A 25,264-nucleotide genomic window follows, 5' to 3' on the forward strand; every position below is an offset into this window, starting at 1 on the left:
CGGGGGCAATGTCAGAGCTGACCCTCACGGTCATGCGGTTGGGTTTCCTCGCCGTACTGTGGCTGTTCGTCATCGTGGCCGTTCAGGTCATCCGAAGCGACCTGTTCGGGACGCGTGTCACGCAGCGCGGTTCGCGCCGCGAGAACGCGCGCCCCCAGCAGGCCGCCCGCCAGCAGGCAGCGGCACCGCCGCAGCAGCGCCAGCAGTCCGGCCGTCAACGTCGCGGGGCACCGACCAAGCTGGTCGTCTCCGAGGGCACCCTCACGGGCACCACGGTCGCCCTCCAGGGGCAGACGATCACCCTGGGACGCGCGCACGACTCCACGATCGTCCTGGACGACGACTACGCGTCCAGCAGGCATGCCAGGATCTACCCGGACCGTGACGGCCAGTGGATCGTCGAGGATCTCGGGTCCACCAACGGCACGTATCTCGACCGGACCCGACTCACCACCCCGACACCGATTCCGCTGGGCGCGCCGATCCGCATCGGCAAGACCGTCATCGAGCTGCGGAAGTAGTACGACAATGAGCGAGCGGAGCGAGCGAGCCGCAGCGGTGCCCACAGGTGACCGGCACAGGCTCCCGACCGGAGGGTGGGCAGTGTGGCTCGAGACCGGCTGTACCCGGAGGCGTCGGAGTCGACAGGGCAGGTGCGCATGAGTCTGTCACTGCGTTTCGCCGCCGGATCGCACAAGGGCATGATCCGCGAGGGCAACGAGGACTCCGGGTACGCCGGTCCCCGACTGCTCGCGATCGCCGACGGCATGGGCGGCCAGGCCGCCGGCGAGGTCGCCTCCTCCGAGGTGATCTCCACGCTGGTCACGCTCGACGACGACGTGCCCGGCTCCGACATCCTCACCTCGCTCGGTACGGCGGTGCAGCGCGCCAACGACCAGCTGCGGGTGATGGTCGAGGAGGACCCGCAGCTGGAGGGCATGGGGACCACCCTGACCGCCCTGCTGTGGACGGGCCAGCGCCTCGGCCTGGTCCACGTCGGCGACTCCCGCGCGTACCTCCTGCGCGACGGCGTCCTGACGCAGATCACCCAGGACCACACGTGGGTGCAGCGCCTCGTCGACGAGGGCCGTATCACCGAGGAGGAAGCCACCACCCACCCGCAGCGCTCGCTGCTGATGCGCGCGCTGGGCAGTGGCGACCACGTCGAGCCGGACCTCTCCATCCGTGAGGTGCGCGCCGGCGACCGGTACCTGATCTGCTCCGACGGCCTGTCCGGCGTCGTCTCCCACCAGACGATGGAGGAGACCCTCGCCAGCTACCAGGGCCCGCAGGAGACCGTTCAGGACCTGATCCAGCTCGCGCTGCGCGGCGGCGGCCCCGACAACATCACCGTGATCGTCGCCGACGTCCTCGACGTCGACGGCGGCGACACCCTGGCGGGGCAGCTCAGCGACACCCCCGTCGTGGTGGGCGCGGTGGCCGAGAACCAGACGCAGCTGAACGACGGCGGCGCCATGGAGACGCCCGCGGGCCGCGCGGCCGGCCTCGGCCGCCACGCGCCGCAGCCGCCCGGCGGTGGCTTCGGCCCGCCCGGCAGCGGCGACGACCTCGGGTACGGCGGCATGCCGCCGGGGGGTGGCTTCGGGGCGTACGGCGAGCAGGACTTCACCAAGCCGCGCACCGGCCGGAAGTGGCTGAAGAGATCGTTCTTCATCCTGCTCGCCCTCGCCGTGGTCGGCGGCGCGACGTACGGCGGCTACCGCTGGACGCAGACGCAGTACTACGTCGGCACCAACGACGACCACGTCGCCCTCTACCGGGGCATCAGCCAGGACCTGGCGTGGGTGTCGCTCTCCGAGGTCGAGAAGGACCACCCGGAGATCGAACTCAAGTACCTCCCCGACTACCAGCGCAAGCAGGTCGAGGAGACCATCGCCGGCGGCAACCTCGCCAAGGCCCAGGACAAGATCCAGGAGCTCGCCACCCAGGCGTCGGCCTGCAAGAAGCGGGAGCAGCGCCGACAGGCCGCCGACCGCGTGCCCGCCGCACCTCCCGGTGAGGGCCAGGCCGGCGGCACGACCGGCCTCCCGACCGAGCCCACGCCCAAGCCGTCCACCAGCACCGCAGCCACTCCGACTCCGGGCCCCACCCTCTCGGAGGAGGAGCAGAAGCTGGCCTCGAACTGCGGAAAGCAGTAAGCACCCGTAGGGGGGCCTTTCACCACCATGAGCGTTGTCACCAACACGACCACCATCGGCGCGATCGACCTGCCGAGCCGCCGCAACACCGAGCTGGCGCTGCTCGGCTTCGCGGTCGCCATCCCGGTCTTCGCGTACCTGAACGTGGGCCTCGCCCTGGACGGCAAGGTCCCGGCGGGCATGCTCGGCTACGGCATCGGACTGGGCCTGCTGGCGGGCATCGCGCACCTGCTGGTGCGGCGGTTCGCCAAGTACGCCGACCCGATCCTGCTACCGCTGGCCACCCTGCTGAACGGGCTGGGACTGGTGCTCATCTGGCGCCTGGACCAGTCGCCGCGCATCATCGCCCGGTACGACACGTTCACGCCGGACGCGCCCAAGCAGCTGATGTACTCGGCGATCGGTGTCGCGCTGTTCCTGCTGGTGCTGGTCTTCCTGAAGGACCACCGCGTCCTCCAGCGCTACACGTACATCTCCATGGTGGCGGCGGTCATCCTGCTGCTGCTCCCACTGGTACCGGGCCTCGGCTCGGACGTCTTCGGCGCCAAGATCTGGATCAAGGTCGGCCCCTTCTCGATCCAGCCCGGTGAGTTCGCGAAGATCGTCATCGCGGTCTTCTTCTCCGGCTACCTGATGGTGAAGCGGGACGCGCTCGCCCTGGCCAGCCGCCGGTTCATGGGGCTCTACCTGCCCCGTGGCCGTGACCTGGGCCCGATCCTCACCATCTGGGCCGTCAGCCTGCTCATCCTGGTCTTCGAGAACGACCTCGGTACGTCGCTGCTGTTCTTCGGCATGTTCGTGATCATGCTGTACGTGGCGACCGAGCGGACCAGCTGGATCATCATGGGTCTGCTGATGGCCGTGGGCGGCGCGGTGGTCGTCGGTTCGACCGCCAGCCACGTGAAGTCCCGTGTCGCCGCCTGGCTCGACCCGTTCGGGTGCCTGGAGACGGCGCCCGAGGGATCGAACATGATCCAGGCCTGTGACCAGATGACCCAGGTGCTGATGTCGTTCGGTTCCGGCGGCACCCTCGGCGCCGGCCTGGGCCAGGGCAACTCCGATCTGGTCGGCTTCGCCGCCAACTCCGACTTCATCTTCGCCACCGTCGGCGAGGAGCTGGGGCTGGCCGGTGTCATGGCCTTCCTGCTGATGTACGCGCTGATCGTGGAACGGGGTCTCCGCACCGCGCTCGCCGCGCGCGACCCGTTCGGCAAGCTGCTGGCGACCGGCCTGTCCGGTGCCTTTGCCCTCCAGATCTTCGTCGTCGCCGGCGGCGTGATGGGCCTGATCCCGCTGACGGGTATGACCATGCCGTTCCTCGCGTACGGCGGTTCGTCCGTGATCGCCAACTGGGCCCTGGTCGCCATCCTGCTGCGGATCAGCGACACCGCGCGCCGTCCCGCGCCGGCACCCGCCCCGTCCCCCGACGCCGAGATGACCCAGGTGGTCCGACCGTGAACAAGCCCCTGCGCCGGATCGCGATCTTCTGCGGTCTGCTGGTGCTCGCCCTGCTGATCCGGGACAACTGGATCCAGTACGTCCGCGCCGGCGAGCTGAGCACGCACGAGAAGAACCGCCGGGTCACCATCGAGCGGTACGCCAACGTCCGCGGCAACATCATCGTCGACGGCAAGCCGATCACCGGCACCGTCGACTCGAAGGACCCGTTCTACAAGTACAAGCGCACCTACGTCGACGGCCCCATGTGGGCGCCCGTCACCGGGTACGCCTCGCAGGCGTTCGACGCCAACCAGCTGGAGAAGCTGGAGGACGGGATCCTCACCGGCAACGACGACCGGCTGTTCTTCGACCGCACCCTGTCGATGTTCACGGGCGACAGGAAGAAGGGCGGGGACGTCGTCACCACCCTCAGCGGGGCCGCCCAGAAGGCCGCCTTCAAGGGTCTCGGCGACAAGAAGGGCGCCGTCGCGGCGATCGAGCCGTCGACCGGCAAGATCCTGGCGCTGGCGTCCACGCCCTCGTACGACCCCTCCTCCTTCGCCGGGTACCACGACAAGGACGCCAAGGCGTGGCAGGCGCTGGAGAAGGACAAGGACAAGCCGAAGCTGAACCGCGCGCTGCGCGAGATCTACCCGCCCGGCTCCACCTTCAAGGTGCTGACGGCCGCCGCGGCGCTGGAGTACGGCAAGGTCACCGACATCAACGCGGCGACCAGGACGCCCGAGCCGTACATCCTTCCCGACACCAGCCGCGAGATGGTGAACCACGCCCGGAACTGCGAGAACGCCACGCTGAAGTACGCGCTGGAGGTGTCCTGCAACTCGGTCTTCGCCAAGCTCGGCCATGAGGTCGGCCGCGACAACATGGTGAAGATGGCCGAGAAGTTCGGCTTCAACAACGGGGAGATCGACACCCCGGTCCGTGCCGCCACGTCGGTCTACGACCGGAACATGGACCGCCCGCAGAACGCGCTGTCCTCGATCGGCCAGTTCAACACGAGCGCCACCCCGCTCCAGATGGCCATGGTGGCCGCGGCGATCGCCAACGACGGCAAGCTGATGAAGCCGTACATGGTGGACGAGCTGCGCTCGCCGGACCTCGACGTGCTGGAGAAGCACGAGCCGGAGGAGATGAGCCGGCCGATGTCGGCGAGGACCGCCCAGCTCGTGCAGGAGATGATGGAGAGCGTCGTCGAGAGCGACGTCGGCACCGGCGGCAAGGCGAAGATCGACGGCGTGAAGGTCGGCGGCAAGACCGGAACCGCCCAGCACGGCGAGCTGAACAAGGCCCGCCCCTACGCGTGGTTCATCTCGTACGCCAAGACCGACAACGGCTCGCCCGTCGCCGTCGCGGTCGTGGTCGAGGACTCCAGCGCGACCCGTGACGACATCACCGGTGGTGGCCTGGCCGGGCCCATCGCCCGCGATGTGATGAAGGCGGTACTCGACAGCAAGAAGTGACGAGCGAGCCGCGGCCGCCCCTGGGTGCCGGTGTGTACCGGTCCCGTATCAGGTAGTGGTCGCGGTCCGATCGACTTCCCGTGGCCGGTAGCGTATGCGCGAACAGCACACCGCCGGACCACACACGGGTGCGGTCGGGACTGACGGAGAGGGCTGGAACAGTTATGGAAGAGCCGCGTCGCCTCGGCGGCCGGTACGAGCTGGGCTCGGTGCTCGGCCGCGGTGGCATGGCGGAGGTCTACCTCGCCCACGACACCCGGCTCGGCCGCACCGTCGCCGTGAAGACGCTGCGGGCCGACCTCGCCCGTGACCCGTCCTTCCAGGCCCGGTTCCGCCGTGAGGCCCAGTCGGCCGCCTCGCTCAACCACCCGGCGATCGTCGCGGTCTACGACACCGGCGAGGACTACGTCGACAACATCTCCATCCCGTACATCGTGATGGAGTACGTCGACGGCTCCACCCTGCGTGAGCTCCTCCACTCGGGGCGCAAGCTGCTGCCCGAGCGCACGCTGGAGATGACGGTCGGCATCCTCCAGGCCCTGGAGTACTCGCACCGGGCCGGTATCGTCCACCGCGACATCAAGCCGGCGAACGTCATGCTGACGCGCACCGGCCAGGTCAAGGTCATGGACTTCGGCATCGCCCGCGCCATGGGCGACTCCGGGATGACGATGACGCAGACCGCTGCCGTGATCGGCACCGCCCAGTACCTCTCCCCGGAGCAGGCCAAGGGCGAGCAGGTCGACGCCCGCTCGGACCTCTACTCCACCGGCTGCCTGCTGTACGAGCTGCTGACCGTCCGCCCGCCGTTCGTGGGCGACTCGCCGGTCGCGGTGGCGTACCAGCACGTGCGTGAGGAGCCGCAGCCGCCCAGCAACTTCGACGCCGAGATCACGCCCGAGATGGACGCCATCGTCCTGAAGGCGCTGGTCAAGGACCCGGACTACCGGTACCAGTCGGCCGACGAGATGCGGGCCGACATCGAGGCGTGCCTCGACGGCCAGCCGGTGGCCGCGACGGCGGCGATGGGCGGGGCCGGGTTCGGCGGTTACGGCCCCGACGACCAGCCGACCACGGCGATGCGCCCGGCCGACCCGGCCGGCCAGACGTCGATGCTGCCGCCCGTGAATCCGGACGACGGCGGCTACGGCTACGACGACCGCCCGGACCGCCGGCGCCAGAAGAAGTCGAACGTCTCCACGATCCTGCTGATCCTGGCGGGCATCCTGGTCCTGGTCGGCGCGATTCTCATCGGCAAGTCGGTCTTCGGCGACCAGGGGGACAGCGGCTCGGACGCCGTCGACGTACCCAAGGTGGTCGGCCGGCCGTTCGCGGAGGCCGAGCGCACGGTGGAGGCGACCGGCCTGAAGATCGCCCGATCGGGTACGGACGCCTGCGACCGGCCCAAGGGCTCGATCTGCAGCCAGTCGCCCGAGTCGGGGACGATGCAGAAGGGCGAGACCATCTCGGTCGTCGTCTCCGAGGGCGCCGCCAAGGTCGAGGTGCCGAGCGTGGTGGAGCAGTCGGAGAAGACCGCGCGGCAGAACCTGGAGAACAAGGGCTTCGAGGTCAAGGTCGAGTACAAGGAGTCCGACAAGCAGCCGGGCGAGGTCCTGGACCAGGACCCCGCGGGCGGCACCCAGGCCGAGAAGGGCTCCAAGGTGACCCTCACGGTGTCCAAGCAGGCGGAGCGCGACGTGCCGCCGGTCACCGGCCAGCCGTTCGACGCCGCGAAGTCGCAGCTGGAGACGCTCGGTTTCCAGGTCAAGCGCGAGGACGTCGACTCCGACCAGGCGGCCAACACCGTCGTCGGACAGAGCCCCGAGGGCGGCAGCACGGCTCCCAAGGGCAGTGAGATCACCCTCAAGGTCTCCAAGGGCCCGCAGCAGCAGCAGGTCCCGGTGCCCGAGATGCGGACCCAGACGCTGGGTCAGGCCAAGCAGACGCTGGGGGCCGTGGGCCTCACCAACGTCCAGGTCGCCCCGGGCTGCCCGGCCGACGACAACGCCATCGTGACCGGCAGCGACCCGCAGGTCGGCACCCAGGTGGACCCGGCGGCCACCACCGTCACGCTGACCACCCTGAACTGCCAGGGCGGCAACGGTGGCAACGGCAACAACGGTGGCAACGGGAACAACGGCGACAACGACGGTGACAACGACGGCGGCTTCTTCGGCGGCCCGTCGGGTGTCATCTTCCGCGAGCAGGGCTGACGCGAGCAGGGCCGAGCGGACACGACGAAGCCCCGGCACCCCTTCTCAGGGTGCCGGGGCTTCGTCGTACCGCTAGCGCAGCTCCGCGGGGGGCGTCCGGGCGCCGTCGACCTTCTCGGTGCGCTCCAGCTCGCCCCATACGACGTAGCGGTACGTGGAGGTGTAGACGGGCGTGCACGTGGTGAGCGTGATGTAGCGGCCCGGCTTGGTCTTCCCCGACTCCTTGGGCACCGGCTGGAGGACCTCCACGTTGTACTTCGACGTCTCGGGAAGCGTCTTGTAGACCTTGTAGACGTACCAGGTGTCCTTGGTCTCGAAGACGATCGAGTCGCCGTTCTTCAGCTTGTGGATGTTGTGGAACTTCGCGCCGTGCCCGTCGCGGTGCGCGGCCAGGGAGAAGTTGCCCTGCCGGGCGGAGGGGAGGGCGGACCTGACGGGGGCCGTGTAGTAGCCGGCCACGCCATGGTTCAGGATCTTGGGGTCGGTGCCCTTCCTGACCAGCACCTCGCCGTTCTTCATGGCCGGTACGTGGAGGAAGCCGATGCCGTCCCTGGTGTCGAGGGCGCCGGGGGCCGCCGAGGCCCAGTGGTCGCGCACCTCGTCGCCCTGCTTGTCGGCCTCACGGTCGGCGAGGACGTTCGTCCACCACAGCGAGTAGACGACGAAGAGGCCCATGATCACCCCGGCGGTGATCAGCAGCTCGCCGAAGACACTGATGACGCCGGCGATCCGGTTGCGCGCACGTGCCACTACATCTGTCCCGTCTGAAGGTCGAAGCCAGGCCGCCCTAGCCTACGAGCGCGTCCGGTTTCCCCTTGCTGCGCGGGCGTTCGTCGACCATCTTGCCCCACACGATCATCCGGTACGTACTGGTGAACTCGGGTGTGCAGGTGGTGAGCGTGATGTACCGGCCCGGCCCCGTGAAGCCCGAACCCTGCGGCACGGGCTGGATGACCGTGACGTTCGAGGGCGGGGTCTGCGGCAGGATGCTCGTCATCTCGTACGTGTAGTACGCGTCCTGCGTCTCCACCACGATCGGGTCACCCGGGGTGAGCTGGTTGATGTAGCGGAACGGCTCGCCGTGGGTGTTGCGGTGGCCGGCGACCGCGAAGTTGCCCCGCTTGTCGGAGGGCATGGCGGTCTTGAGCTGCCCCTCCGCGTAGTGACCGACCATCCCCCGGTCGAGGACCCGCTTCTTGTCGATGCCCTCGGCGATGGGCACGACGACGTCCAGCTTGGGGATGTACATGATCGCGAAGCCCTGGCCGGGCTCGAAGGCGTCCGGCTCGCGGCCCTCCGCCCAGGCGTTCTCGATGCCCTGCTTCGCCTCGTCCGCCTGGAAGCCGGCGCGGACGTTCGTCCACCAGAGCTGGTACGTGACGAACAGCAGCATGACGACGCCGAACGTGATGAAGAGCTCGCCGACGACCCGGCTGGCGACGACGCCGACGCTGTCCTTGCGCGCCCGGGCGGCGCGCCGGGCCTCGACGCGGGTGAGCGGCCGGCCGGTGGCCGGGGACGGCGGGGCCGGGGCGGGTGCCGGGGAGGACCCCTTGCGGCGGCGCCCGCGACCCTTGGCGGCCTTGCGGCGCTCGGCGCGGCCACCGGTGGGGCGCTCGGGCGGGGAGCCGGGCGGGCGGGCCGCCGGATCGGCCACTATTCGCCGCGTGTCCTCGCTGCGGAGCGCCATCGTCTCGTCGTCCGGTACAGGACCGCTTCCGGGCGCCCACGTACCGGCGTACCGCTGCGGTGCGGGCTCCGGCGGAGGATCCGGAGCCTGGGATTCCGGCAGGTTGGACGCCCGGAACCACGGCGAACCGTGCTCATGCTCCGGACGTACCGGGGTCACGCGACGGCCTTGCCCACCACCGGCGCGAGCCCTGCCGACCGGCCGACCGCGCCGGTGTCGCCGCACTGCTCCAGCCAGTTGGCGAGCATCAGGTGCCCGTGCTCGGTGAGCACCGACTCCGGGTGGAACTGCACGCCCTCGACGGCGAGATCGCGGTGCCGCAGCCCCATGATGATGCCGTCCTCGGTCCGGGCGGTGACCTCCAGGACCTCCGGCAGGTCGGCGGGCTCGGCGGCCAGCGAGTGGTACCGGGTCGCGGTGAACGGCGACGGCAGCCCGGCGAAGACACCCCGCCCCTCGTGCACGACCGGGGAGGTCTTGCCGTGCAGCAGCTCGGGCGCCCGGTCGACGACACCGCCGTACGCCACCGCCATCGACTGCATGCCGAGGCACACGCCGAAGACCGGGATGCCGGTGTCGGCGCAGTGGCGCACCATGTCGACGCAGACGCCGGCCTCCTCGGGGGTACCGGGGCCGGGGGAGAGCAGGACGCCGTCGAAGCCGTCCTGGGCGTGGCCCAGCTCGACCTCGTCGTTGCGCCGGACCTCGCACTCGGCCCCGAGCTGGTACAGGTACTGGACCAGGTTGAAGACGAAGCTGTCGTAGTTGTCGACGACGAGAATGCGCGCGCTCACTGACCGTCCACCGTCACGTCATTGAACGGAAGCAGGGGCTCCGCCCAGGGGAACACGTACTGGAAGAGCACGTAGACCACCGCGAGGGCGAGCACGAGCGAGATCAGCGCCCGCACCCACGCGTTGCCCGGCAGATGCCGCCAGATCCAGCCGTACATGACGCCTGCCGGTCCTTCCGTCGAATGCCCTTCGCTACCGCACCAGAGTACGGGGCGATACCGACCGGGTGGGGCAGCTGTGGAAAGCCGTGCGCGCGGGGCCTGCGGCCGGCCGGGAAACCCGGTGTCACCGGCGCCGGGCCGAACTCCACCCGGCACCCCTGCCGTCAGCCGGCGGGCCGCGCGTAGTGCAGGTCCACCGTGCCCGAGTAGCCGGGGAGGGTCACCGCCTCGTGCTCGTCGACCTTCCAGCCGAGCCCGTACGCCTTCACGTAGAGCAGGTAGTTCTGGATGGCGGTGGAGTCGTCCAGGGCGCGCTGGAGCTTCCCGGTGTCACCCACGGCGGTGATCCGGTAGGGAGGGGAGTAGACCCGCCCCTGGAGGATCAGGGTGTTGCCGACGCAGCGCACCGCGCTGGTGGAGATCAGCCGCTGGTCCATGACACGGATGCCCTTCGCGCCGCCCTTCCACAGGGCGTTGACGACCGCCTGGAGGTCCTGCTGGTGGATGACCAGGTCGTTGGCCTGCGGTTCCGGGTAGCCGGGGGCGGCCTGGGCGCCGGGCGGGGCGTCGTCGAGGGTCACGGTGAGGCCGTGGCCGGCGACCTTGGTGGTGCCGGCCGCCTTCTCCAGGGCACCGAGCCGGGCGTCCTCCGCCTTGGTGGAACCGTCGTCCCGGCGGGCGAGGGTGTCGACCTCGTCCCGGACGGCGGCGGTCGTCTCGTCGAGCTCGGCGTTCTTCTGGCTGCGCTCGCGGATGAGGTCGGAGAGCTTCAGCAGCGAGGCGTCCGTACGGATGTTGGTGCCCTTGGCGGTGTTGAAGCTGGTGACGAAGATCAGGCCGGCCAGGGCGAAGACGGCAGCGGTGAGCAACCGGACCGGCCGCCAGTTCCTGCGCCCGGCCCGCTCTTGGGGAGAGTCGGCGGAATTGCTCAACGTACCCTTATCTCCTTCAGCCCCGCGGAACCACTACGCTAACGGACGCCCGGGTGAGGCAGCGGTCCCCCTCGCCCCACCCCGGCGACCAGCCCCGAAGCCACAGTTCCTGCGCGGTCACGCAGCGCATCGACAGGAGAGTCCCTCGTGCCGAAGTCACGTATCCGCAAGAAGGCCGAGTTCACGCCGCCGCCGTCCGCGAAGCAGGCGACCAACATCAAGCTGACCAGCCGAAGCTGGGTGGCTCCGGTGATGCTGGCGCTGTTCGCCATCGGGCTCGCCTGGATCGTGGTTTTCTACGTCACCGACGGGTCCCTGCCCGTCGAGTCGCTCGGGAACCTCAACATCGTCGTCGGCTTCGGCTTCATCGCGGCCGGCTTCGGCGTCTCCACGCAGTGGAAGTAGCGGTCCGGCACCCCCGTCAAGCCCTGCCCTGAGTTATCCACAGCGTTGTGCACAGCGCGTGGAAAAGGTCAGACCATCTGTGGATAACTTGCATCGGGTTGACGCCGATGTGATCGCAGCCGCCTGTCCGCACGAGTCGGCGAAGCCCCTCGCCCTGCCTGCGAAACCGCAGGTCAGAGGCGAGGGGCACACACGTTCCCCACATGTTGCGCAAGATCGGACACGTGCTGTGGACAACGGTGGGGACAATCGCCGCTCAGGTGAGCGCCATTGTCCTCAGAACCACAGTCCCCAGCGCCAGGAGCAGGACCAGCGCGCAGGCCGCGCCCTGGAGCAGGGCCCGCCGATCACGAGGCCCGCTGACCATGGCGTACGCGATGATCACACCGGCGATCAGTCCGCCGATGTGCGCCTCCCAGGCGATGCCCTCACGCGCGAAGGTGATCACCAGGTTGATCACCACCAGGGCGATGATGGGCCGCATGTCGCGCTCGAGCCGGCGCATCAGGACCACGGTGGCGCCCAGCAGGCCGTAGATGGCGCCCGAGGCGCCGAGCGACCCCTGGTTCTCCGCGGCGATCAGGTAGGTGAGGGCGCTGCCGGCCAGGCCGGACAGCAGGTAGAGCGTCAGGTACCTGGCCCGCCCGAGCTCCGCCTCCAGGGTGCCGCCGATCAGCCACAGCAGCAGCATGTTGCCGGCGATGTGCCAGATCTCCTGGTGCAGGAACATCGAGGTCACCAGCCGGTACCACTCGCCGTCCGCGACGCCGACCACCCGGCCGAGATCCGGGTCGAAGGCGAAGCCGATGAGCACCGTCTCGTCGATGAGGGCCGGGTTCAGCCTGCCGAGCAGGAAGACCAGCAGGTTCAGGCCGATCAGGACATGGGTGACCAGGTGCGGACGACCGGCCGTGATCCGGCCGCCGGCGATCGTGCGCGGCTGGTTGGCGGTGCGCGAGTGCCCGGTGCCCGACCCGTCGCGCACACACTCGGGGCACTGGAAGCCCACCGACGCGTCCACCATGCAGGCATGGCAGATGGGCCGCTCGCAGCGTGTGCAGCGGACCCCCGTCTCCACGCCGGGGTGGCGGTAGCAGCCCGGCAACTGCGCCTGCTCCATGGGATCCCCTCGTCGGCCTCTCGGCCTCTGCCCGTAACGACGACAACGCCTCGTCCATCCTTACGGACGGACGAGGCGGAAAGGTTCCCCTCAGCGGCGTCGGACCCCTGTCGGGCCTCCGCCGGACGCCGGGACCGCGGGGCGGACCGGGGAGTCAGGCCTTGCGGGACTCGATCTGGACGGTCTCGATGACCACGTCGTCGACCGGCCGGTCCGTGCGCGGGTTGGTCCTGATGGCCGCGATCGCGTCCACGACCTTCTTGCCGGCCTCGTTGGCGACCTCGCCGAAGATCGTGTGCTTGCCGGTCAGCCACGTGGTGGGGGCCACGGTGATGAAGAACTGCGAACCGTTGGTGCCCGGACCGGCGTTGGCCATCGCCAGCAGGTACGGCTTGTTGAAGGAGAGCTCCGGGTGGAACTCGTCCCGGAACTCGTAGCCCGGTCCGCCGGTGCCGTTGCCCAGCGGGTCGCCGCCCTGGATCATGAAGCCGCTGATGACGCGGTGGAAGACCGTGCCGTCGTAGAGGCGGTCCGTGGACTTCTTCCCGGTCGCCGGGTGGGTCCACTCGCGCTCGCCCGTGGCCAGTTCGACGAAGTTCTTGACCGTCTTCGGCGCGTGATACGGGAAGAGCCGGATCTCGATGTCGCCGTGATTGGTCTTCAGGGTGGCGTAAAGCTGCTCGGCCACGATGTGCCTTCCGTAAGTCTGCTCTGACGTCCACCGATCCTCGCACGGAAGGGACGCCCACAAGGAAAGCCGACCCCATACTCCTCGAAGCGCCGCACGGGAGGGCGAACCGTGACAACGTGGCACCGGGCCCCGGCGGGCGGCCCGTTCGCACCCGGATGCCCCGGATGCCCCGTACGCATGCCGGACCGAACACCGGCAGGCATGATTTCAAAAAGGACGGAAAGGCGATAACCGACCCCGCCACCGAGGAGGAGGATCCCGTGACCCGCAAGGACAGCGTGCGCGCCGCGACCAGCTCGGCAAAGGAAAGCGTGCGGCACGCCGCGGAAGTGGTGGCGCCCTATGCCGGAACGGCAAAGGACACGGCCGCGCACTATGCGCAGCACTACGCGAACGAGGCCCGTGTCAAGGTCGCGCCGAAGGTCTCCAAGGCCGCGCGTCAGGCCCGCACACAGGCACGCGTCCAGTACGACACGCTTGTCGCTCCGCATGTGCCCCCGAGGGTCGACGAGGCCGCGCATCGCGCCGCGGTCCGGACCCGTCAGGCCGCACGACAGGCGGCCGTCTACACCATGCCTCGGGTGGAGCAGGCGATGGCAGCGGCTCAGCCTGTGAAGGAGCAGGCAGTGGCCCGCTCCGCCGCCGCCGTGGCCGCGGTGCGCGGTCAGGTGACGGTCAAGGACATTCAGAAGATCGTGAGGAAGCACGAGCGTCGGGCCAGGGCCGGCCGCCTCGCCAGGGGGCTCGCGGTCTTCGGCGTGCTGGCCGGCGGCGCTTACGCCGCCTGGAAGTGGTGGGACAAGCAGGCCAACCCGGACTGGCTGGTCGAGCCCCCGGCTCCCACCGAGGTCCCGGAGCGCACTCCGCTGACCTCCGTCGACGGTACGGGCCCGGCAGTGCTCGACCCCGAGGTGGAGGCGAAGCAGGCGGAGGCGGAAGCCGACGCCGACGCCGACGCGGGCACGAACGACGAGCGCCGCTGAGGAGTGTCCGGAAAGTATCGGCGTCCGTCCGAAGGGCGGGCCGGGCGAGACTTCACGGACACGCCCTAGGCGGCGAGAGCGAGATCACCGAGGCCGACCCGGTCGGCCTCGCCGGCGCGGTCGGCCTTCTCCATGAGGTCGGCCCGGTCGGCGAGGTCGACCGGGTCGGTCGCGTCCGTGACGTAGGCGGGGTGCGGAACCGGGGCGGCGGACAGGTGCCGTACGGAGGGTGAGGCGCCGTGCGCCTCGGCCCGGATGCGCTGCTTGATGGTGGGCGGCAGGGACCGGACGTGCCCGGAGGCCCATGCCGGTGTGCAGCAGCGGGGCGCGGCGTCACAAGCGGCCGGGGCGAGCGCGGCACCGCCGGCCGGGGCGGGGGCCGCCGCGTACACCGGAACGGGGGCCTTCGGCGTGCGCTTCACGCCGAGAGCGGTGAGGATCGCGGACAGGAGAGAGAAGAAGGCGGTCCAGAAGTGCGTGACCGGGTGCGCGACCGAGTGCGTCACCGGGTGCGTGTCCTTGACGACGGCAGCCATGGCCCCTCGCTTTCGGGTTGAGCGATCTACATACCTTTCTCATGATGTGTACGCATCTCGGGATGCCATGGAGCAACGCCACCGCTGCGCAGATCTTCCGATGAACACCACCCGGACGGCTCAGGCGGCCATCGGGAAGTAGCGCGTGAAGGGGTCCGCGCTGACGCCCATCACGTCCCCGAACGGCGTGGACAGGTAGTGGATCAGCAGCCCCAGGAACACGGTGAGCACCACCATGCCCATCGCCATCATCAGCTGACCCGGACTCCGGCCGATGCCGAAGAAGAACAGCATGCCGACCGACAGGAGCGCCCCGACGAAGATGCCGGCCCAGAGCACCGGTGACAGGGACTCCTGGGACACCGCCTCACGGCCGCGGCGGGCGTCGTCGAGCGCGCTGAGCTGACCGAGCAGCTCCAGGGCCGTCACCTCCTGGGACGAGGTCGCCTGGGGCGGGGCGGCGGACACCGCGCGCAGTTGCCGCACCAGGCCCCATCCGGTATCGGTCGGCTGCGCCCCCTGCCGCATGCGCGGCCACTCGTCCCGGACCACGTGCACGGCGTAGCGCTCGGCCACGCTCTCGACGCGCTTCTGCTGCTCGGGGGGCAACCCCTCCGCGAGGACCGTCATCTGGTGCAGGGCGCCCGCCTCGGTGGAGGTGTGGCCCTCGGCGGCACCCCGCAGCTCCCAGACGGAGACCAGGGCGAGGCCGAGGAGCAGCGCGTACAGCAGGGCGATCATCATCGACATGTACTCGGCCACTTCCCCGCCGGCCTCCTCGTCCTCGGCCTCGACGGGGTGGAAGTGGCGCCAGGCCACCACCGCGGCGGCGGCGACCAGCGCGGCGAGCAGCCCGAGGGTCAGCGTCGCGATCACATGCCCCATGGCCGCTCCTCCTCTCTTGTGGGGGCCGTCACAGGCGGCGGCTCGCCAGCACGACGAGGGCCGCCGCGGGGAGGAAGAGCAGGAGCAGGAACGCGGCGGGGCTCATGGAGTCGTCCCGCCGGTACGTTCCCCGCGCCCGCGCGGTCAGGCCCCGGTCGTCGGGGTTCTCGGCGGTACGGGAGGATTCGCGCCGGTCGGCGGGCGGGCGCGGGCCGACGCCGGGCGGGACGCCTACCCCGGGCGGGACGCCGACGCCGGGCGGGACGCCCACGCCCGGCGGGACGCCGATGCCGGGCGGAACGCCGACGCCCGGCCGGACGCCCACGCCCGGCGGGACGCCGATGCCGGGCGGGACACCTACCCCGGGCGGAACGCCGATGCCGGGCGGGACCGCGAGGCCGGGGGCGGTTCCGGGGGCGGTGAGCCCAGGTACGGCGGCCCCCGGAGCGGTGAGCCCAGGTACGGCGGCTCCGGCGGCCGGCCCGGCGCCCGCCGCTCCCGTACCGGGCGCCGCTCCCGTACCGGGCGCCGCCGGCACTCCGGGTGCCCCCAGGGCCCCGGGGGCACCCGGAACACCGGCACCCGCGCCGGTACCCACAGCACCCACAGCACCCGCGCCACCGACACCCGCGACCCCAGCGCCACCACCCCCACCCGCGCCACCACCAGCGCTCGCCCCGCCCGCAACAGCGGCACCACTGCCCGGCGACGACACCGCACCGCCACCACCACCGGCCCCGCCACCGCCTCCTCCACCGCCTCCTCCACCACCGGCCCCGCCACCGCCTCCTCCAGCTCCGCCGCCACCACCCGGCGGAGGCACCGCCCGAACGGGCGGCGCGGGCGGCGGCGGGGGCACCGGGCGGGGGCGTACCACGAACGGCGCGGCCGCACGGGCCACCAGGACCGGCGGCCGGACGAGCCGCGTACACGTCGGGCCCAGGGTGAACAGCCGGTCACTGCCCCGCACTTCGGGCGTGCTCCGGTACGTACCGGGCCGGAGGCCGGTCAGCCGCGCGACGCACACCGCGACGGCGCCCGGCCCGAGGGCCTGCGGGGGCCCGGCCCGGCCGCCGCAGTCGACGGGGGTCCGCCCCAGGACGGGATCGACGAGCCGGGTGCCGTGGACCGTGCGGTTGCCCGGGTTGCTGATCGTGTACCGGACGACCGCCCGGGGCGCCACGGTCTCCGCGACCGTGACGCCGAGCGACAGGGCGCCGGTGACGCCCTGGTAGCCGGCCGGCACGGAAGCGGTGGGGCGCATGCCGAGCGACGGGATCTCCCCACGGGCCCGCACGGTGGCGCTGTGCCGCCCCGGTGCGGCGCTGAAGCGTGCCGTACAGGTGACCGTGCTCATCCCGCGCATCCAGAACCCCTGCCGGCGCGGACAGCGCAGCGCCTTGCCGGGCACGGACGGGTCGGTGAGCGTGACGCGGTGGAGGTCGGCGCCCGAGCGGTTGGTCAGGCGGTACCGCTTGACCACGGGGTGCCCGACCCGGATGCCGATGCGCTCCGCCTGCCGCGGCGTCTTCTTGTTGACGGTGACGGACAGGACCAGTGCCGAACGCCCCACGCCGTCGGCGGTGGCCTGCGGAGGGCGGGAGGCCAGCGGCCAGCCGCTCACGTGGGCCACCAGGAGCAGGGCTCCGGTGGAGAGGAGGAGCGTTCTGGTACGGGTGCGGGTGGTGCGCCTGACCGCCATCCAGGGGTTCCCCTTCCGGTCTTCGGGTGTGCCCGGACTCCGGCCAGCGTCCGTCACGGCCGGGAGGCCGGAAAGCCGGGGGGGCGGCGATTGCGCTGTCCGTGCGCGAGTGCACCGCGATGGCGGAGAGCGGCCGGGGGCGGGGGCGGCGGGGACCGGGAGCCGCGGGGGCCGGTGGGGTGCCGGTGCGAAGACGGCCGCGGGCCGGGGACCTGCCGCAGCGAACGGCCAACGGGCCGTGGACAGGACGAGAAGACCCCTCCGACCGGTTGCCCGGGTCGGAGGGGTCTGGTGCGCGTGGAGCCTAGGGGAGTCGAACCCCTGACATCTGCCATGCAAAGACAGCGCTCTACCAACTGAGCTAAGGCCCCGGGACGGCCGGTTCACGGCACGTGCCGCTGACCAGAGTACCGGGTACCGGGGGGTGCCCCGCAAAAGGTTTGGGACTCCCGGTCCACAACCACTCTCCGTAAGATGCTGGACGAGGTTCGCAGCAGCGAACCGAAGCGATGGGGAGACGCAATGGATGCAGCACAGCAGGAAGCGACCGCGAGAGCCAGAGAGCTTCAGCGCAGTTGGTACGGGGAGCCGTTGGGGGCGCTTTTCCGCAGGCTCATCGACGACCTGGGCCTGAACCAGGCCCGCCTCGCCGCGGTGCTCGGACTGTCTGCTCCGATGCTGTCCCAGCTGATGAGCGGCCAGCGCGCCAAGATCGGCAACCCGGCGGTCGTCCAGCGCGTGCAGGCGCTCCAGGAACTGGCCGTTCAGGTCGCCGACGGCAGCGTGAGCGCGGTGGAGGCCACCGACCGGATGGACGAGATCAAGAAGTCCCAGGGCGGCTCGGTCCTCACGGCCTCCAGCCAGACGACGACCAGCTCCGGGGCGCCGACCGTCCGCCGCGTGGTGCGCGAGATCCAGTCGCTGCTCCGCTCGGTCGCCGCCGCCGGCGACATCATCGACGCCGCCGACTCCCTCGCACCGACCCATCCCGAACTGGCAGAGTTCCTCCGGGTGTACGGCGCCGGGCGCACCGCGGACGCGGTCGCCCACTACGAGTCGCACCAGAGCTGATCGAGCAGGGCACCGGACGGGCGACTGGGAGCGGGCGCAGCGCGATGGGTGAGGTCTTCGCCGGGCGGTACGAGTTGATCGACCCGATCGGCCGGGGCGGTGTGGGCGCCGTCTGGCGCGCCTGGGACCACCGCCGGCGCCGTTACGTGGCGGCCAAGGTCCTCCAGCGGAGCGACGCGCACACCCTGCTGCGCTTCGTGCGCGAACAGGCGCTGAGGATCGACCACCCGCACGTCCTCGCGCCCGCCAGCTGGGCGGCCGACGACGAAAAGGTCCTGTTCACCATGGACCTGGTGACCGGCGGGTCGCTGGCGCACGTCATCGGCGACTACGGCCCGCTGCCGCCCCGGTTCGTCTGCACCCTGCTCGACCAGCTGCTGTCCGGACTGGCCGCGGTGCACGCGGAGGGGGTCGTGCACCGCGACATCAAGCCGGCCAACATCCTGCTGGAGGCGACCGGGACCGGGCGGCCGCACCTGCGGCTGTCCGATTTCGGCATCTCCATGCGCAAGGGTGAACCGCGGCTGACCGAGACCGACTATGTGGTGGGCACGCCGGGTTACTTCGCTCCCGAGCAGATGATGGGCGCGGAGCCCGACTTCCCGGCCGACCTGTTCGCGGTCGGACTGGTGGCGCTGTACCTGCTGCGGGGGCGGAAGCCCGATTCCCGGGCCCTGGTCGAGCACTTCGCCGCGTACGGCACACCCGGCGCCCCGCAGGGCATCCCGGAGCCGCTGTGGCAGGTGCTCGCGGGTCTGCTCCAGCCCGACCCGGAGGCCCGGTTCCGTACGGCCACGGGCGCCCGCAAGGCGCTGACGGCCGCGGTCGAGATGCTGCCCGCCCCGGCGGCCGACGAGGAGCCGGTCGAGGTCTTCGACCAGATCGGCCCGCTCCCGGACGGCTTCGGGCCCGAGGGCCCGCTCGGCTCGCTCAAGTCCTCGCCCGGGCCGGTGGCTTCGGAGACCGGAAGCTTCCACCTGGCCCCACCGCCACAGCGGCCCGCACCCCACGAGCCGCCCACCCGGGCCCCGGCGCCGCATCCCGCGCCCGCGCACCCCTTCCCCGCGCACCCGTTCCCCTCGCCCGCGCCCTCCGCGCCCATGCCCTCCGGCGCCGCCCACCCCTCGCTCCCGGGTACGCCCGGCCCGGCGCCCGCTCCCGCGGCCGGCCCTCATCACGCCGCCGCCCCGGAGTACCCGCACCCCCCGGCCGTCGCGGCGCCGCACGCGGCCGCCTCCACCCTGCCCACCCGTCAGTACACGGACCACGCCGCGCCGGTGCCGGCCCGGCAGCGGCCTGTCGCGCCCGGACGACCGGGACCGCCCCCGAAGGTGGCGGTCCCGGTGCTGCTCGTGGCCCTGGTCTGCTTCGCCGTCGGCATCTGGGCGCTCACCCGGACGTGAGCCGGGCCGCCGGGACCCGCCTCGCTCACCGGGCCGTGGGCGGTCCGTACCGCGTCGGTCCGTAATCCCCGGGCGCCTCCGACCGGGCCGCCGGGACCCGCCTCGCTCACCGGGCCGTGGGCGGTCCGTACCGCGTCGGTCCGTAATCCCCGGGCGCCTCCGACCGGGCCACGCGGCGCCGCGCCAGCAGCGTCCAGGCGCCCAGCCCCAGGACGAGGACCGTCCCGGTGCCGATGCCGGCCGCCGCGACCACCTTCATCGTGCCGTTCGCCGCCGCCTCCGTACCGCTCCGGCCGCTCGCCGCCGCGTCCTGGTCCGCCTCCGTGACGTCGAAGATCCCGGGCGCCCCGGCGTACCCCGGGTCGGCCCCCGGCGCGCCCTCCACGTCGATCCGCAGCGTCAGCCCGTACGGCTTCCTGCCGAACTCCTCCGCCACCCGCGGGCTCAGGCTGACGCGCAGGTAATACCAGCCCGCGAAACGCGTGTTGGCGAAGCGCGCGTCGGAGTCGAAGCGGTTCTCGTACTTCACCGGCGGGAGCGGTTCGAGGTCGGCGGACTTCTGCTTGCCGTCGTACGCGACCGGGTTGGCGCTGGTGACCACACCCTGCATCGGGTTGAACAGCGTCACGTCGAGGGCGCTGATCACGAAACCGCCGCCGGACGAGCTGGCGAGGTCCGCCCCGGCGAAGAGCTGCTGACCCCAGTCCACCGGCACCCGGTAGAAGAGGGACTGGCCCGGCTCGATCCGGTCCGTCCACTCGCCCTCGGTGAGGCCGGTCGCGTCGGCGAACCCCGCCCCACCGGCCCGGTCCCGGGGCTCGCCGGCCGGTGCGGGGGGCGAGGCGCTGGGCCAGTTCTCGGGGGCGGCGGTGGGGCCCTCGGTCCTGAGCCGGGGCTCCAGCTCGTGCCGGATCTCCAGGTCCCAAGTGCCCGGGGCGGCATCCTTGCCGCGGCGCTCGACGACGACGTAGTAGCGGCCGGCGTCCTGGCAGGAGGAGCTGTCCCGGTCCATCGTCCGGTGCGCGTAGGCCGCGATGGGGCGGGGGAACTCGGCCGCGCCGAACCGCGACTCGTTGGAGCCGCAGTCGTGGCCGTTGCGGTCCTGGAGGGAGACCTTCAGGCTGTCGAAGGTGCCGACCTTGCTGCCGGGTTTCGGGACGGCGACGGCGGAGACGTAGGCGTTCGTCCTCGCGTCCAGGTCCAGGCTGTAGACCAGTTGGGCGCCGCCCTCGATCTCGTCCTTGTACGTGCCGCCCCGGGCGAGCGTCGGCGCGTCATTGGTGGTGGCCGCCCCGCGGATCCGCTCTATGCCGTCGGCGAAGGCGTACCCACCGGTCCCGACCGCACCGGTCGGCACCGCACCCGCCCGCACCGCCCACGCCTCGCCGGGCAGCGTCACCGCCAGGCACACCGCGGCCACCGCCGCCGACGCGACCGGCACCGCCCGGCCGGCCCGGGCGCCCCTGCGCCTCATCACGTACGCCCCCTCGTCCTCTCCAAGCCCGCCCGTCGCCGCCGCCGCAGTGGTGAGCGCGGCTCCCGTGCCCGGGACGACCGCGCCCGCCCACCGCCGTGACGGCCGCGCCTGCCGGTCCATCCTGCCCCGCCCGCCCCGCCGCTGTCCCCGGCCCCGGCAGGAAGCGCTCACCGCCTCAACTTCACCACTGCAAACAAAAAATTCGCTCAGGTGAACGCAAGGGGCCCCGGCCGCTTCTCAGCGGCCGGGGCCCATGCGCGGACTGCTCGCGTGCGACTCACACACCGGAACCTGCGGGCACGGAGTCGGTCGCCTCCGTCCACAGATCCTGCTCGGCGCGATCCGCCTGGATCTGGCGGTACACGAGGAGCCCGCCGATGGCGGCCAGTGCGACCAGGAGGAGCTTCTTCACGGCGCGACCTCGTCTTTCCTTGGCGTAGGGGACCTTCTGGCGCCCGACTATACACACGACCGATACCGATCGGTGACCTACGTCCCCGCCCAGCGCTCCCCCGGCGAAGCGAGACGGTTCACGGCGAAGCCGGACGGTCCCGGCAACGGGAATCCACCGGGGCAAAGCGAACGGCCCGGACGGAGTTCTCTCCGTCCGGGCCGTTCATGACTGTGGGGCTAACAGGATTTGAACCTGTGGCCTCATCCTTATCAGGGATGCGCTCTAACCAACTGAGCTATAGCCCCGCCGCGCTGGGCTCGCCGCCCCGCGCTGACCTCTGAAGATTAGCGCACGGAGCGGCGTCTTCCCAAATCCGCTACTCGTCCTCGGCCAGCGTGAGCTCGACGCCCCCGACGAACCCGGCGGACAGGTTGTAGATGAAGGCACCCAGCGTCGCGAGGGCCGTGGCGAGCACCACGTCGATGACCGCGATCACCGACGTGAAGACCAGCACGCGCGGCAGCGACAGGAACGACTGGAGGTCGAAGCCGTTGCTCTCGTTGGAGCCCGTGGCCTCGCTGATCGTGCCGCCGACGGTCGAGAACACGCCCATGGCGTCCATGACCATCCACAGCACCGCCGCCGCCACCACCGTGCAGATGCCCAGCGCGATGGAGAGCAGGAAGCTGACCTTCATCACCGACCACGGGTCGGCCTTGGCCACCCGCAGCCGTGCCTTGCGCGTACGGGGCATGGTCTTCGCGCCCGTACGCGGCCGGCGCACCGCAGCGCCCGTGGTGCCGCCGCCCTGTGTGGCGTACGCCTGCGGCGGGTGGTACGGCTGAGCCGCCTGCTGCCCGGAACCGGGCCGCTCGGCAGGCAGCGGACCGTCGTCGTACGTGGTCACCGTTACCCCCTGGGAGTCCGTGGCAGGGCCACGGGCACCGCTCGTCTTGGAAGCGGCCGATCCGGCGCCCGTGGCCTTACTCACGCTCTACTCCTCGTGCTCCCCGGCCGAAGGCTCCGTGCCCTCGGCTGCGTCGGCCGCGGCTCCGCTTGCTGCGGCAGCCCCGGTGTCTACGGCCTCGTCGGTCACGTCGGTCCCGTCGATGTCGTCGGAGCCGTCGATCACGTCGACTCCTTCGACCTCTTCGGCCTCGCGACCGGCCTCGGCGTTGCGGGCGATGCCGACAACGGCGTCGCGCTTGCCCAAATTGATCAGTTGGACGCCCATGGTGTCACGGCCCGTCTCCCTGACTTCGTTGACTCGCGTACGAATCACACCACCGGACAACGTGATGGCGAGGATCTCGTCCGTCTCCTCCACCACCAGCGCGCCGACGAGCGAGCCGCGGTCCTCCACGATCTTGGCAGCCTTGATGCCGAGGCCGCCACGACCCTGGACGCGGTACTCGTCGACGGCGGTCCGCTTCGCGTACCCGCCGTCCGTCGCGGTGAAGACGAACGTACCGGGCCGGACCACATTCATCGAGAGCAGCTCGTCGCCCTCGCGGAAACTCATGCCCTTGACACCCGAGGTCGCACGGCCCATCGGGCGCAGTGCCTCGTCCGTCGCGGTGAACCGGATCGACTGCGCCTTCCGGCTGATGAGCAGCAGGTCGTCCTCCGCCGACACCAGCTCCGCGCCGATCAGCTCGTCGTCGCTGCCGTCCTCCTTCTCCCGGAGGTTGATCGCGATGACGCCGCCGGAGCGGGGCGAGTCGTAGTCCTTCAGGGACGTCTTCTTCACCAGACCGGCCTTGGTGGCGAGCACCAGGTACGGCGCCGCGTCGTAGTCGCGGATCGCGAGGATCTCGGCGATCTGCTCGTCCGGCTGGAAGGCCAGCAGGTTGGCGACGTGCTGGCCGCGGGCGTCCCGGCCGGCGTCCGGCAGCTCGTACGCCTTGGCGCGGTAGACCCGGCCCTTGTTGGTGAAGAACAGCAGCCAGTGGTGCGTGGTGGAGACGAAGAAGTGGTCGACGATGTCGTCTTCCTTGAGCTTCGTCCCGCGCACGCCCTTGCCGCCGCGCTTCTGCGAGCGGTAGTCGTCGGTCTTGGTGCGCTTCACATAGCCGCCACGCGTGATGGTGACGACGATGTCCTCCTCGGCGATCAGGTCCTCCATGGACATGTCGCCGTCGAAGGGGATCAGCTTGGAGCGGCGGTCGTCACCGAACTTCTCGACGAGCGCGGCCAGCTCCTCGCTGACGATCTGCCGCTGACGGGACTCCGAGGCCAGGATGCCGTTGTACTCGCTGATCTTGGCCTGGAGCTCGTCGTGCTCGGCGACGATCTTCTGGCGCTCCAGGGCGGCCAGGCGGCGCAGCTGCATCTCCAGGATGGCGTTGGCCTGGATCTCGTCGATCTCCAGCAGGCCCATCAGGCCCTCGCGCGCGACGTCGACGGTGTCGCTGCGCCGGATCAGCGCGATGACCTCGTCGATCGCGTCGAGCGCCTTGAGCAGACCGCGCAGGATGTGCGCCCGCTCCTCCGCCTTGCGCAGGCGGAACTTCGTACGCCGGACGATGACCTCGATCTGGTGCGTCACCCAGTGGCGGATGAACGCGTCCAGCGAGAGGGTGCGCGGCACGCCGTCGACGAGCGCCAGCATGTTGGCGCCGAAGTTCGTCTGGAGGTCGGTGTGCTTGTAGAGGTTGTTGAGGACGACCTTGGCGACCGCGTCCCGCTTGAGGACGATCACCAGGCGCTGACCGGTGCGGGAGGACGTCTCGTCACGGACGTCGGCGATGCCGCCGATCTTGCCGTCCTTGACGAGGTCGGCGATCTTCTGAGCCAGGTTGTCCGGGTTGACCTGGTACGGAAGCTCCGTGACCACCAGGCACTGGCGGTTCTGGATCTCCTCGACCTCGACGACCGCGCGCATCGTGATGGAGCCACGGCCCGTGCGGTACGCCTCCTCGATGCCCTTGCGGCCGACGACGAGGGCGCCGGTCGGGAAGTCGGGGCCCTTGATGCGCTCGATCAGCGCGTCCAGGAGCTCCTCGTGGGTGGCCTCGGGGTGCTCCAGCGCCCACTGGGCGCCGGCCGCGACCTCGCGCAGATTGTGCGGCGGGATGTTGGTCGCCATACCGACCGCGATACCGGCCGAGCCGTTGACCAGGAGGTTCGGGAAGCGCGCCGGCAGGACCGTCGGCTCCTGGTTGCGGCCGTCGTAGTTGTCCGTGAAGTCGACGGTCTCCTCGTCGATGTCCCGGAGCATCTCCATGGACAGCGGCGCCATCTTGCACTCGGTGTACCGCATGGCGGCCGCCGGGTCGTTGCCGGGGGAGCCGAAGTTGCCGTTGGAGTCCACCAGCGGCATGCGCATCGACCACGGCTGGGCCAGCCGGACCAGGGCGTCGTAGATCGAGGAGTCGCCGTGCGGGTGGTACGTACCCATGACGTCGCCGACGACGCGGGCGCACTTGTAGAAGCCCTTCTCGGGCCGGTACCCGCCGTCGTACATCGCGTACAGCACGCGGCGGTGGACGGGCTTGAGCCCGTCCCGTACGTCGGGCAGCGCGCGCGACACGATGACGGACATCGCGTAGTCGAGATACGAGCGCTGCATCTCGGTCTCGAGCCCGACGGGCTCGACGCGGAGACCCACACCGGGGACGGGGGGCTCCTCCTCGGGCGTCACGACGACCGGGGTGCTGGGCGTGTCAGGAGTGTCAGGGGTGTTCTCGTCGGCCATTGCTGGTCTTCGGTCCTTTCGTACGGTCAG

Annotated in this window: 23 protein-coding genes and 2 tRNA genes; 9 read left to right on the forward strand and 16 right to left on the reverse strand. The window is 70.9% G+C overall.

Features of this window, described 5'->3' with window-relative positions:
- Positions 1-8 precede the first annotated feature (8 nt).
- The 5 genes from AC07DW_RS05340 (at position 9) to pknB (ending at position 7,293) form a co-directional block, all read left to right on the forward strand.
- The gene (locus AC07DW_RS05340; RefSeq protein ID WP_084900752.1) at positions 9-521 is read left to right on the forward strand and encodes an FHA domain-containing protein FhaB/FipA; all 513 of its coding nucleotides are present in this window, start codon (positions 9-11) and stop codon (positions 519-521) included.
- Between the two features lie 138 nt (positions 522-659).
- A complete protein-coding gene (locus tag AC07DW_RS05345) occupies positions 660-2,159 on the forward strand; it encodes a Stp1/IreP family PP2C-type Ser/Thr phosphatase (protein WP_478856273.1) in 1,500 nt (499 codons plus the stop codon).
- 27 nt (positions 2,160-2,186) lie between these two features.
- Complete coding sequence (locus AC07DW_RS05350) at positions 2,187-3,617, forward strand: FtsW/RodA/SpoVE family cell cycle protein (protein ID WP_478856274.1); 1,431 nt, start codon at positions 2,187-2,189, stop codon at positions 3,615-3,617.
- Entirely contained in the window at positions 3,614-5,080 is a 1,467-nt protein-coding gene (locus AC07DW_RS05355) for a peptidoglycan D,D-transpeptidase FtsI family protein (RefSeq protein ID WP_478856275.1), read from the forward strand. The genes AC07DW_RS05350 and AC07DW_RS05355 overlap by 4 nt, the downstream gene beginning before the upstream one ends.
- Before the next feature lie 164 nt (positions 5,081-5,244).
- Positions 5,245-7,293 carry a Stk1 family PASTA domain-containing Ser/Thr kinase gene (gene pknB / locus AC07DW_RS05360; protein WP_478856276.1) on the forward strand — a complete coding sequence of 683 codons (2,049 nt, stop codon included), beginning with the start codon at positions 5,245-5,247 and terminating at the stop codon, positions 7,291-7,293.
- A 72-nt stretch (positions 7,294-7,365) separates the two neighbouring features.
- Here pknB and AC07DW_RS05365 read toward each other — a convergent pair whose 3' ends face one another.
- The 5 genes from AC07DW_RS05365 to AC07DW_RS05385 form a co-directional block, all read right to left on the reverse strand.
- Positions 7,366-8,043 carry a class E sortase gene (locus tag AC07DW_RS05365; protein WP_478856277.1) on the reverse strand — a complete coding sequence of 226 codons (678 nt, stop codon included), beginning with the start codon at positions 8,041-8,043 and terminating at the stop codon, positions 7,366-7,368.
- 37 nt (positions 8,044-8,080) lie between these two features.
- On the reverse strand, positions 8,081-9,220 hold the full coding sequence (locus AC07DW_RS05370) for a class E sortase (RefSeq protein ID WP_478856385.1): 1,140 nt from the start codon (positions 9,218-9,220) through the stop codon (positions 8,081-8,083).
- Positions 9,139-9,777 (reverse strand): aminodeoxychorismate/anthranilate synthase component II, encoded by a 639-nt coding sequence (locus AC07DW_RS05375; protein WP_478856278.1) that lies wholly within the window; start codon positions 9,775-9,777, stop codon positions 9,139-9,141. Before AC07DW_RS05375 ends, AC07DW_RS05370 begins: the two co-directional genes overlap by 82 nt.
- Positions 9,774-9,935, reverse strand: a complete 162-nt coding sequence (locus AC07DW_RS05380) for a hypothetical protein (protein WP_189549781.1) — start codon at positions 9,933-9,935, stop codon at positions 9,774-9,776. Before AC07DW_RS05380 ends, AC07DW_RS05375 begins: the two co-directional genes overlap by 4 nt.
- Before the next feature lie 167 nt (positions 9,936-10,102).
- Positions 10,103-10,870: a DUF881 domain-containing protein gene (locus AC07DW_RS05385; protein ID WP_478856279.1), complete on the reverse strand. Its 768-nt coding sequence runs from the start codon at positions 10,868-10,870 to the stop codon at positions 10,103-10,105.
- 147 nt (positions 10,871-11,017) lie between these two features.
- Here AC07DW_RS05385 and crgA point away from each other — a divergent pair, with 147 nt between their 5' ends.
- On the forward strand, positions 11,018-11,275 hold the full coding sequence (gene crgA, locus AC07DW_RS05390; RefSeq protein WP_433115732.1) for a cell division protein CrgA: 258 nt from the start codon (positions 11,018-11,020) through the stop codon (positions 11,273-11,275).
- Between the two features lie 256 nt (positions 11,276-11,531).
- On the opposite strand, the gene AC07DW_RS05395 is transcribed toward crgA, so the two are convergent.
- Positions 11,532-12,395 (reverse strand): rhomboid family intramembrane serine protease, encoded by an 864-nt coding sequence (locus AC07DW_RS05395; RefSeq protein WP_478856280.1) that lies wholly within the window; start codon positions 12,393-12,395, stop codon positions 11,532-11,534.
- Positions 12,396-12,549: 154 nt separating this feature from the next.
- Positions 12,550-13,083, reverse strand: a complete 534-nt coding sequence (locus AC07DW_RS05400; protein ID WP_478856281.1) for a peptidylprolyl isomerase — start codon at positions 13,081-13,083, stop codon at positions 12,550-12,552.
- A 263-nt stretch (positions 13,084-13,346) separates the two neighbouring features.
- On the opposite strand from AC07DW_RS05400, the gene AC07DW_RS05405 reads away from it, so the two are divergent.
- Positions 13,347-14,069 (forward strand): DUF5324 family protein, encoded by a 723-nt coding sequence (locus AC07DW_RS05405; protein WP_478856282.1) that lies wholly within the window; start codon positions 13,347-13,349, stop codon positions 14,067-14,069.
- Between the two features lie 65 nt (positions 14,070-14,134).
- Here the strand turns inward: AC07DW_RS05405 and AC07DW_RS05410 are convergent, their stop codons facing one another.
- The 4 genes from AC07DW_RS05410 to AC07DW_RS05425 form a co-directional block, all read right to left on the reverse strand.
- Complete coding sequence (locus tag AC07DW_RS05410; protein WP_478856283.1) at positions 14,135-14,605, reverse strand: DUF6344 domain-containing protein; 471 nt, start codon at positions 14,603-14,605, stop codon at positions 14,135-14,137.
- Between the two features lie 120 nt (positions 14,606-14,725).
- Complete coding sequence (locus AC07DW_RS05415) at positions 14,726-15,490, reverse strand: bestrophin-like domain (protein WP_478856284.1); 765 nt, start codon at positions 15,488-15,490, stop codon at positions 14,726-14,728.
- Between the two features lie 28 nt (positions 15,491-15,518).
- Positions 15,519-17,192 (reverse strand): hypothetical protein, encoded by a 1,674-nt coding sequence (locus tag AC07DW_RS05420; protein WP_478856285.1) that lies wholly within the window; start codon positions 17,190-17,192, stop codon positions 15,519-15,521.
- 298 nt (positions 17,193-17,490) lie between these two features.
- A tRNA-Ala gene (locus tag AC07DW_RS05425) sits at positions 17,491-17,563 on the reverse strand.
- Between the two features lie 151 nt (positions 17,564-17,714).
- On the opposite strand from AC07DW_RS05425, the gene AC07DW_RS05430 reads away from it, so the two are divergent.
- Both AC07DW_RS05430 and AC07DW_RS05435 read left to right on the forward strand, forming a co-directional pair.
- Positions 17,715-18,263: a helix-turn-helix domain-containing protein gene (locus tag AC07DW_RS05430; protein WP_478856286.1), complete on the forward strand. Its 549-nt coding sequence runs from the start codon at positions 17,715-17,717 to the stop codon at positions 18,261-18,263.
- 44 nt (positions 18,264-18,307) lie between these two features.
- Positions 18,308-19,666, forward strand: coding sequence for a serine/threonine-protein kinase (locus tag AC07DW_RS05435; protein ID WP_478856287.1), 1,359 nt, complete (start codon positions 18,308-18,310; stop codon positions 19,664-19,666).
- Positions 19,667-19,772: 106 nt separating this feature from the next.
- Here AC07DW_RS05435 and AC07DW_RS05440 read toward each other — a convergent pair whose 3' ends face one another.
- The 5 genes from AC07DW_RS05440 to gyrA form a co-directional block, all read right to left on the reverse strand.
- A complete protein-coding gene (locus AC07DW_RS05440; protein WP_478856288.1) occupies positions 19,773-21,314 on the reverse strand; it encodes a hypothetical protein in 1,542 nt (513 codons plus the stop codon).
- A gap of 106 nt (positions 21,315-21,420) precedes the next feature.
- Positions 21,421-21,555: a DLW-39 family protein gene (locus tag AC07DW_RS05445; protein ID WP_003958712.1), complete on the reverse strand. Its 135-nt coding sequence runs from the start codon at positions 21,553-21,555 to the stop codon at positions 21,421-21,423.
- A 213-nt stretch (positions 21,556-21,768) separates the two neighbouring features.
- A tRNA-Ile gene (locus AC07DW_RS05450) sits at positions 21,769-21,842 on the reverse strand.
- A gap of 71 nt (positions 21,843-21,913) precedes the next feature.
- The gene (locus AC07DW_RS05455; RefSeq protein ID WP_478856289.1) at positions 21,914-22,528 is read right to left on the reverse strand and encodes a DUF3566 domain-containing protein; all 615 of its coding nucleotides are present in this window, start codon (positions 22,526-22,528) and stop codon (positions 21,914-21,916) included.
- A 3-nt stretch (positions 22,529-22,531) separates the two neighbouring features.
- A complete protein-coding gene (gyrA, locus tag AC07DW_RS05460; RefSeq protein ID WP_478856290.1) occupies positions 22,532-25,234 on the reverse strand; it encodes a DNA gyrase subunit A in 2,703 nt (900 codons plus the stop codon).
- Between the last annotated feature and the right edge of the window lie 30 nt (positions 25,235-25,264).

This window comes from Streptomyces sp. NPDC045701 (assembly GCF_056432045.1).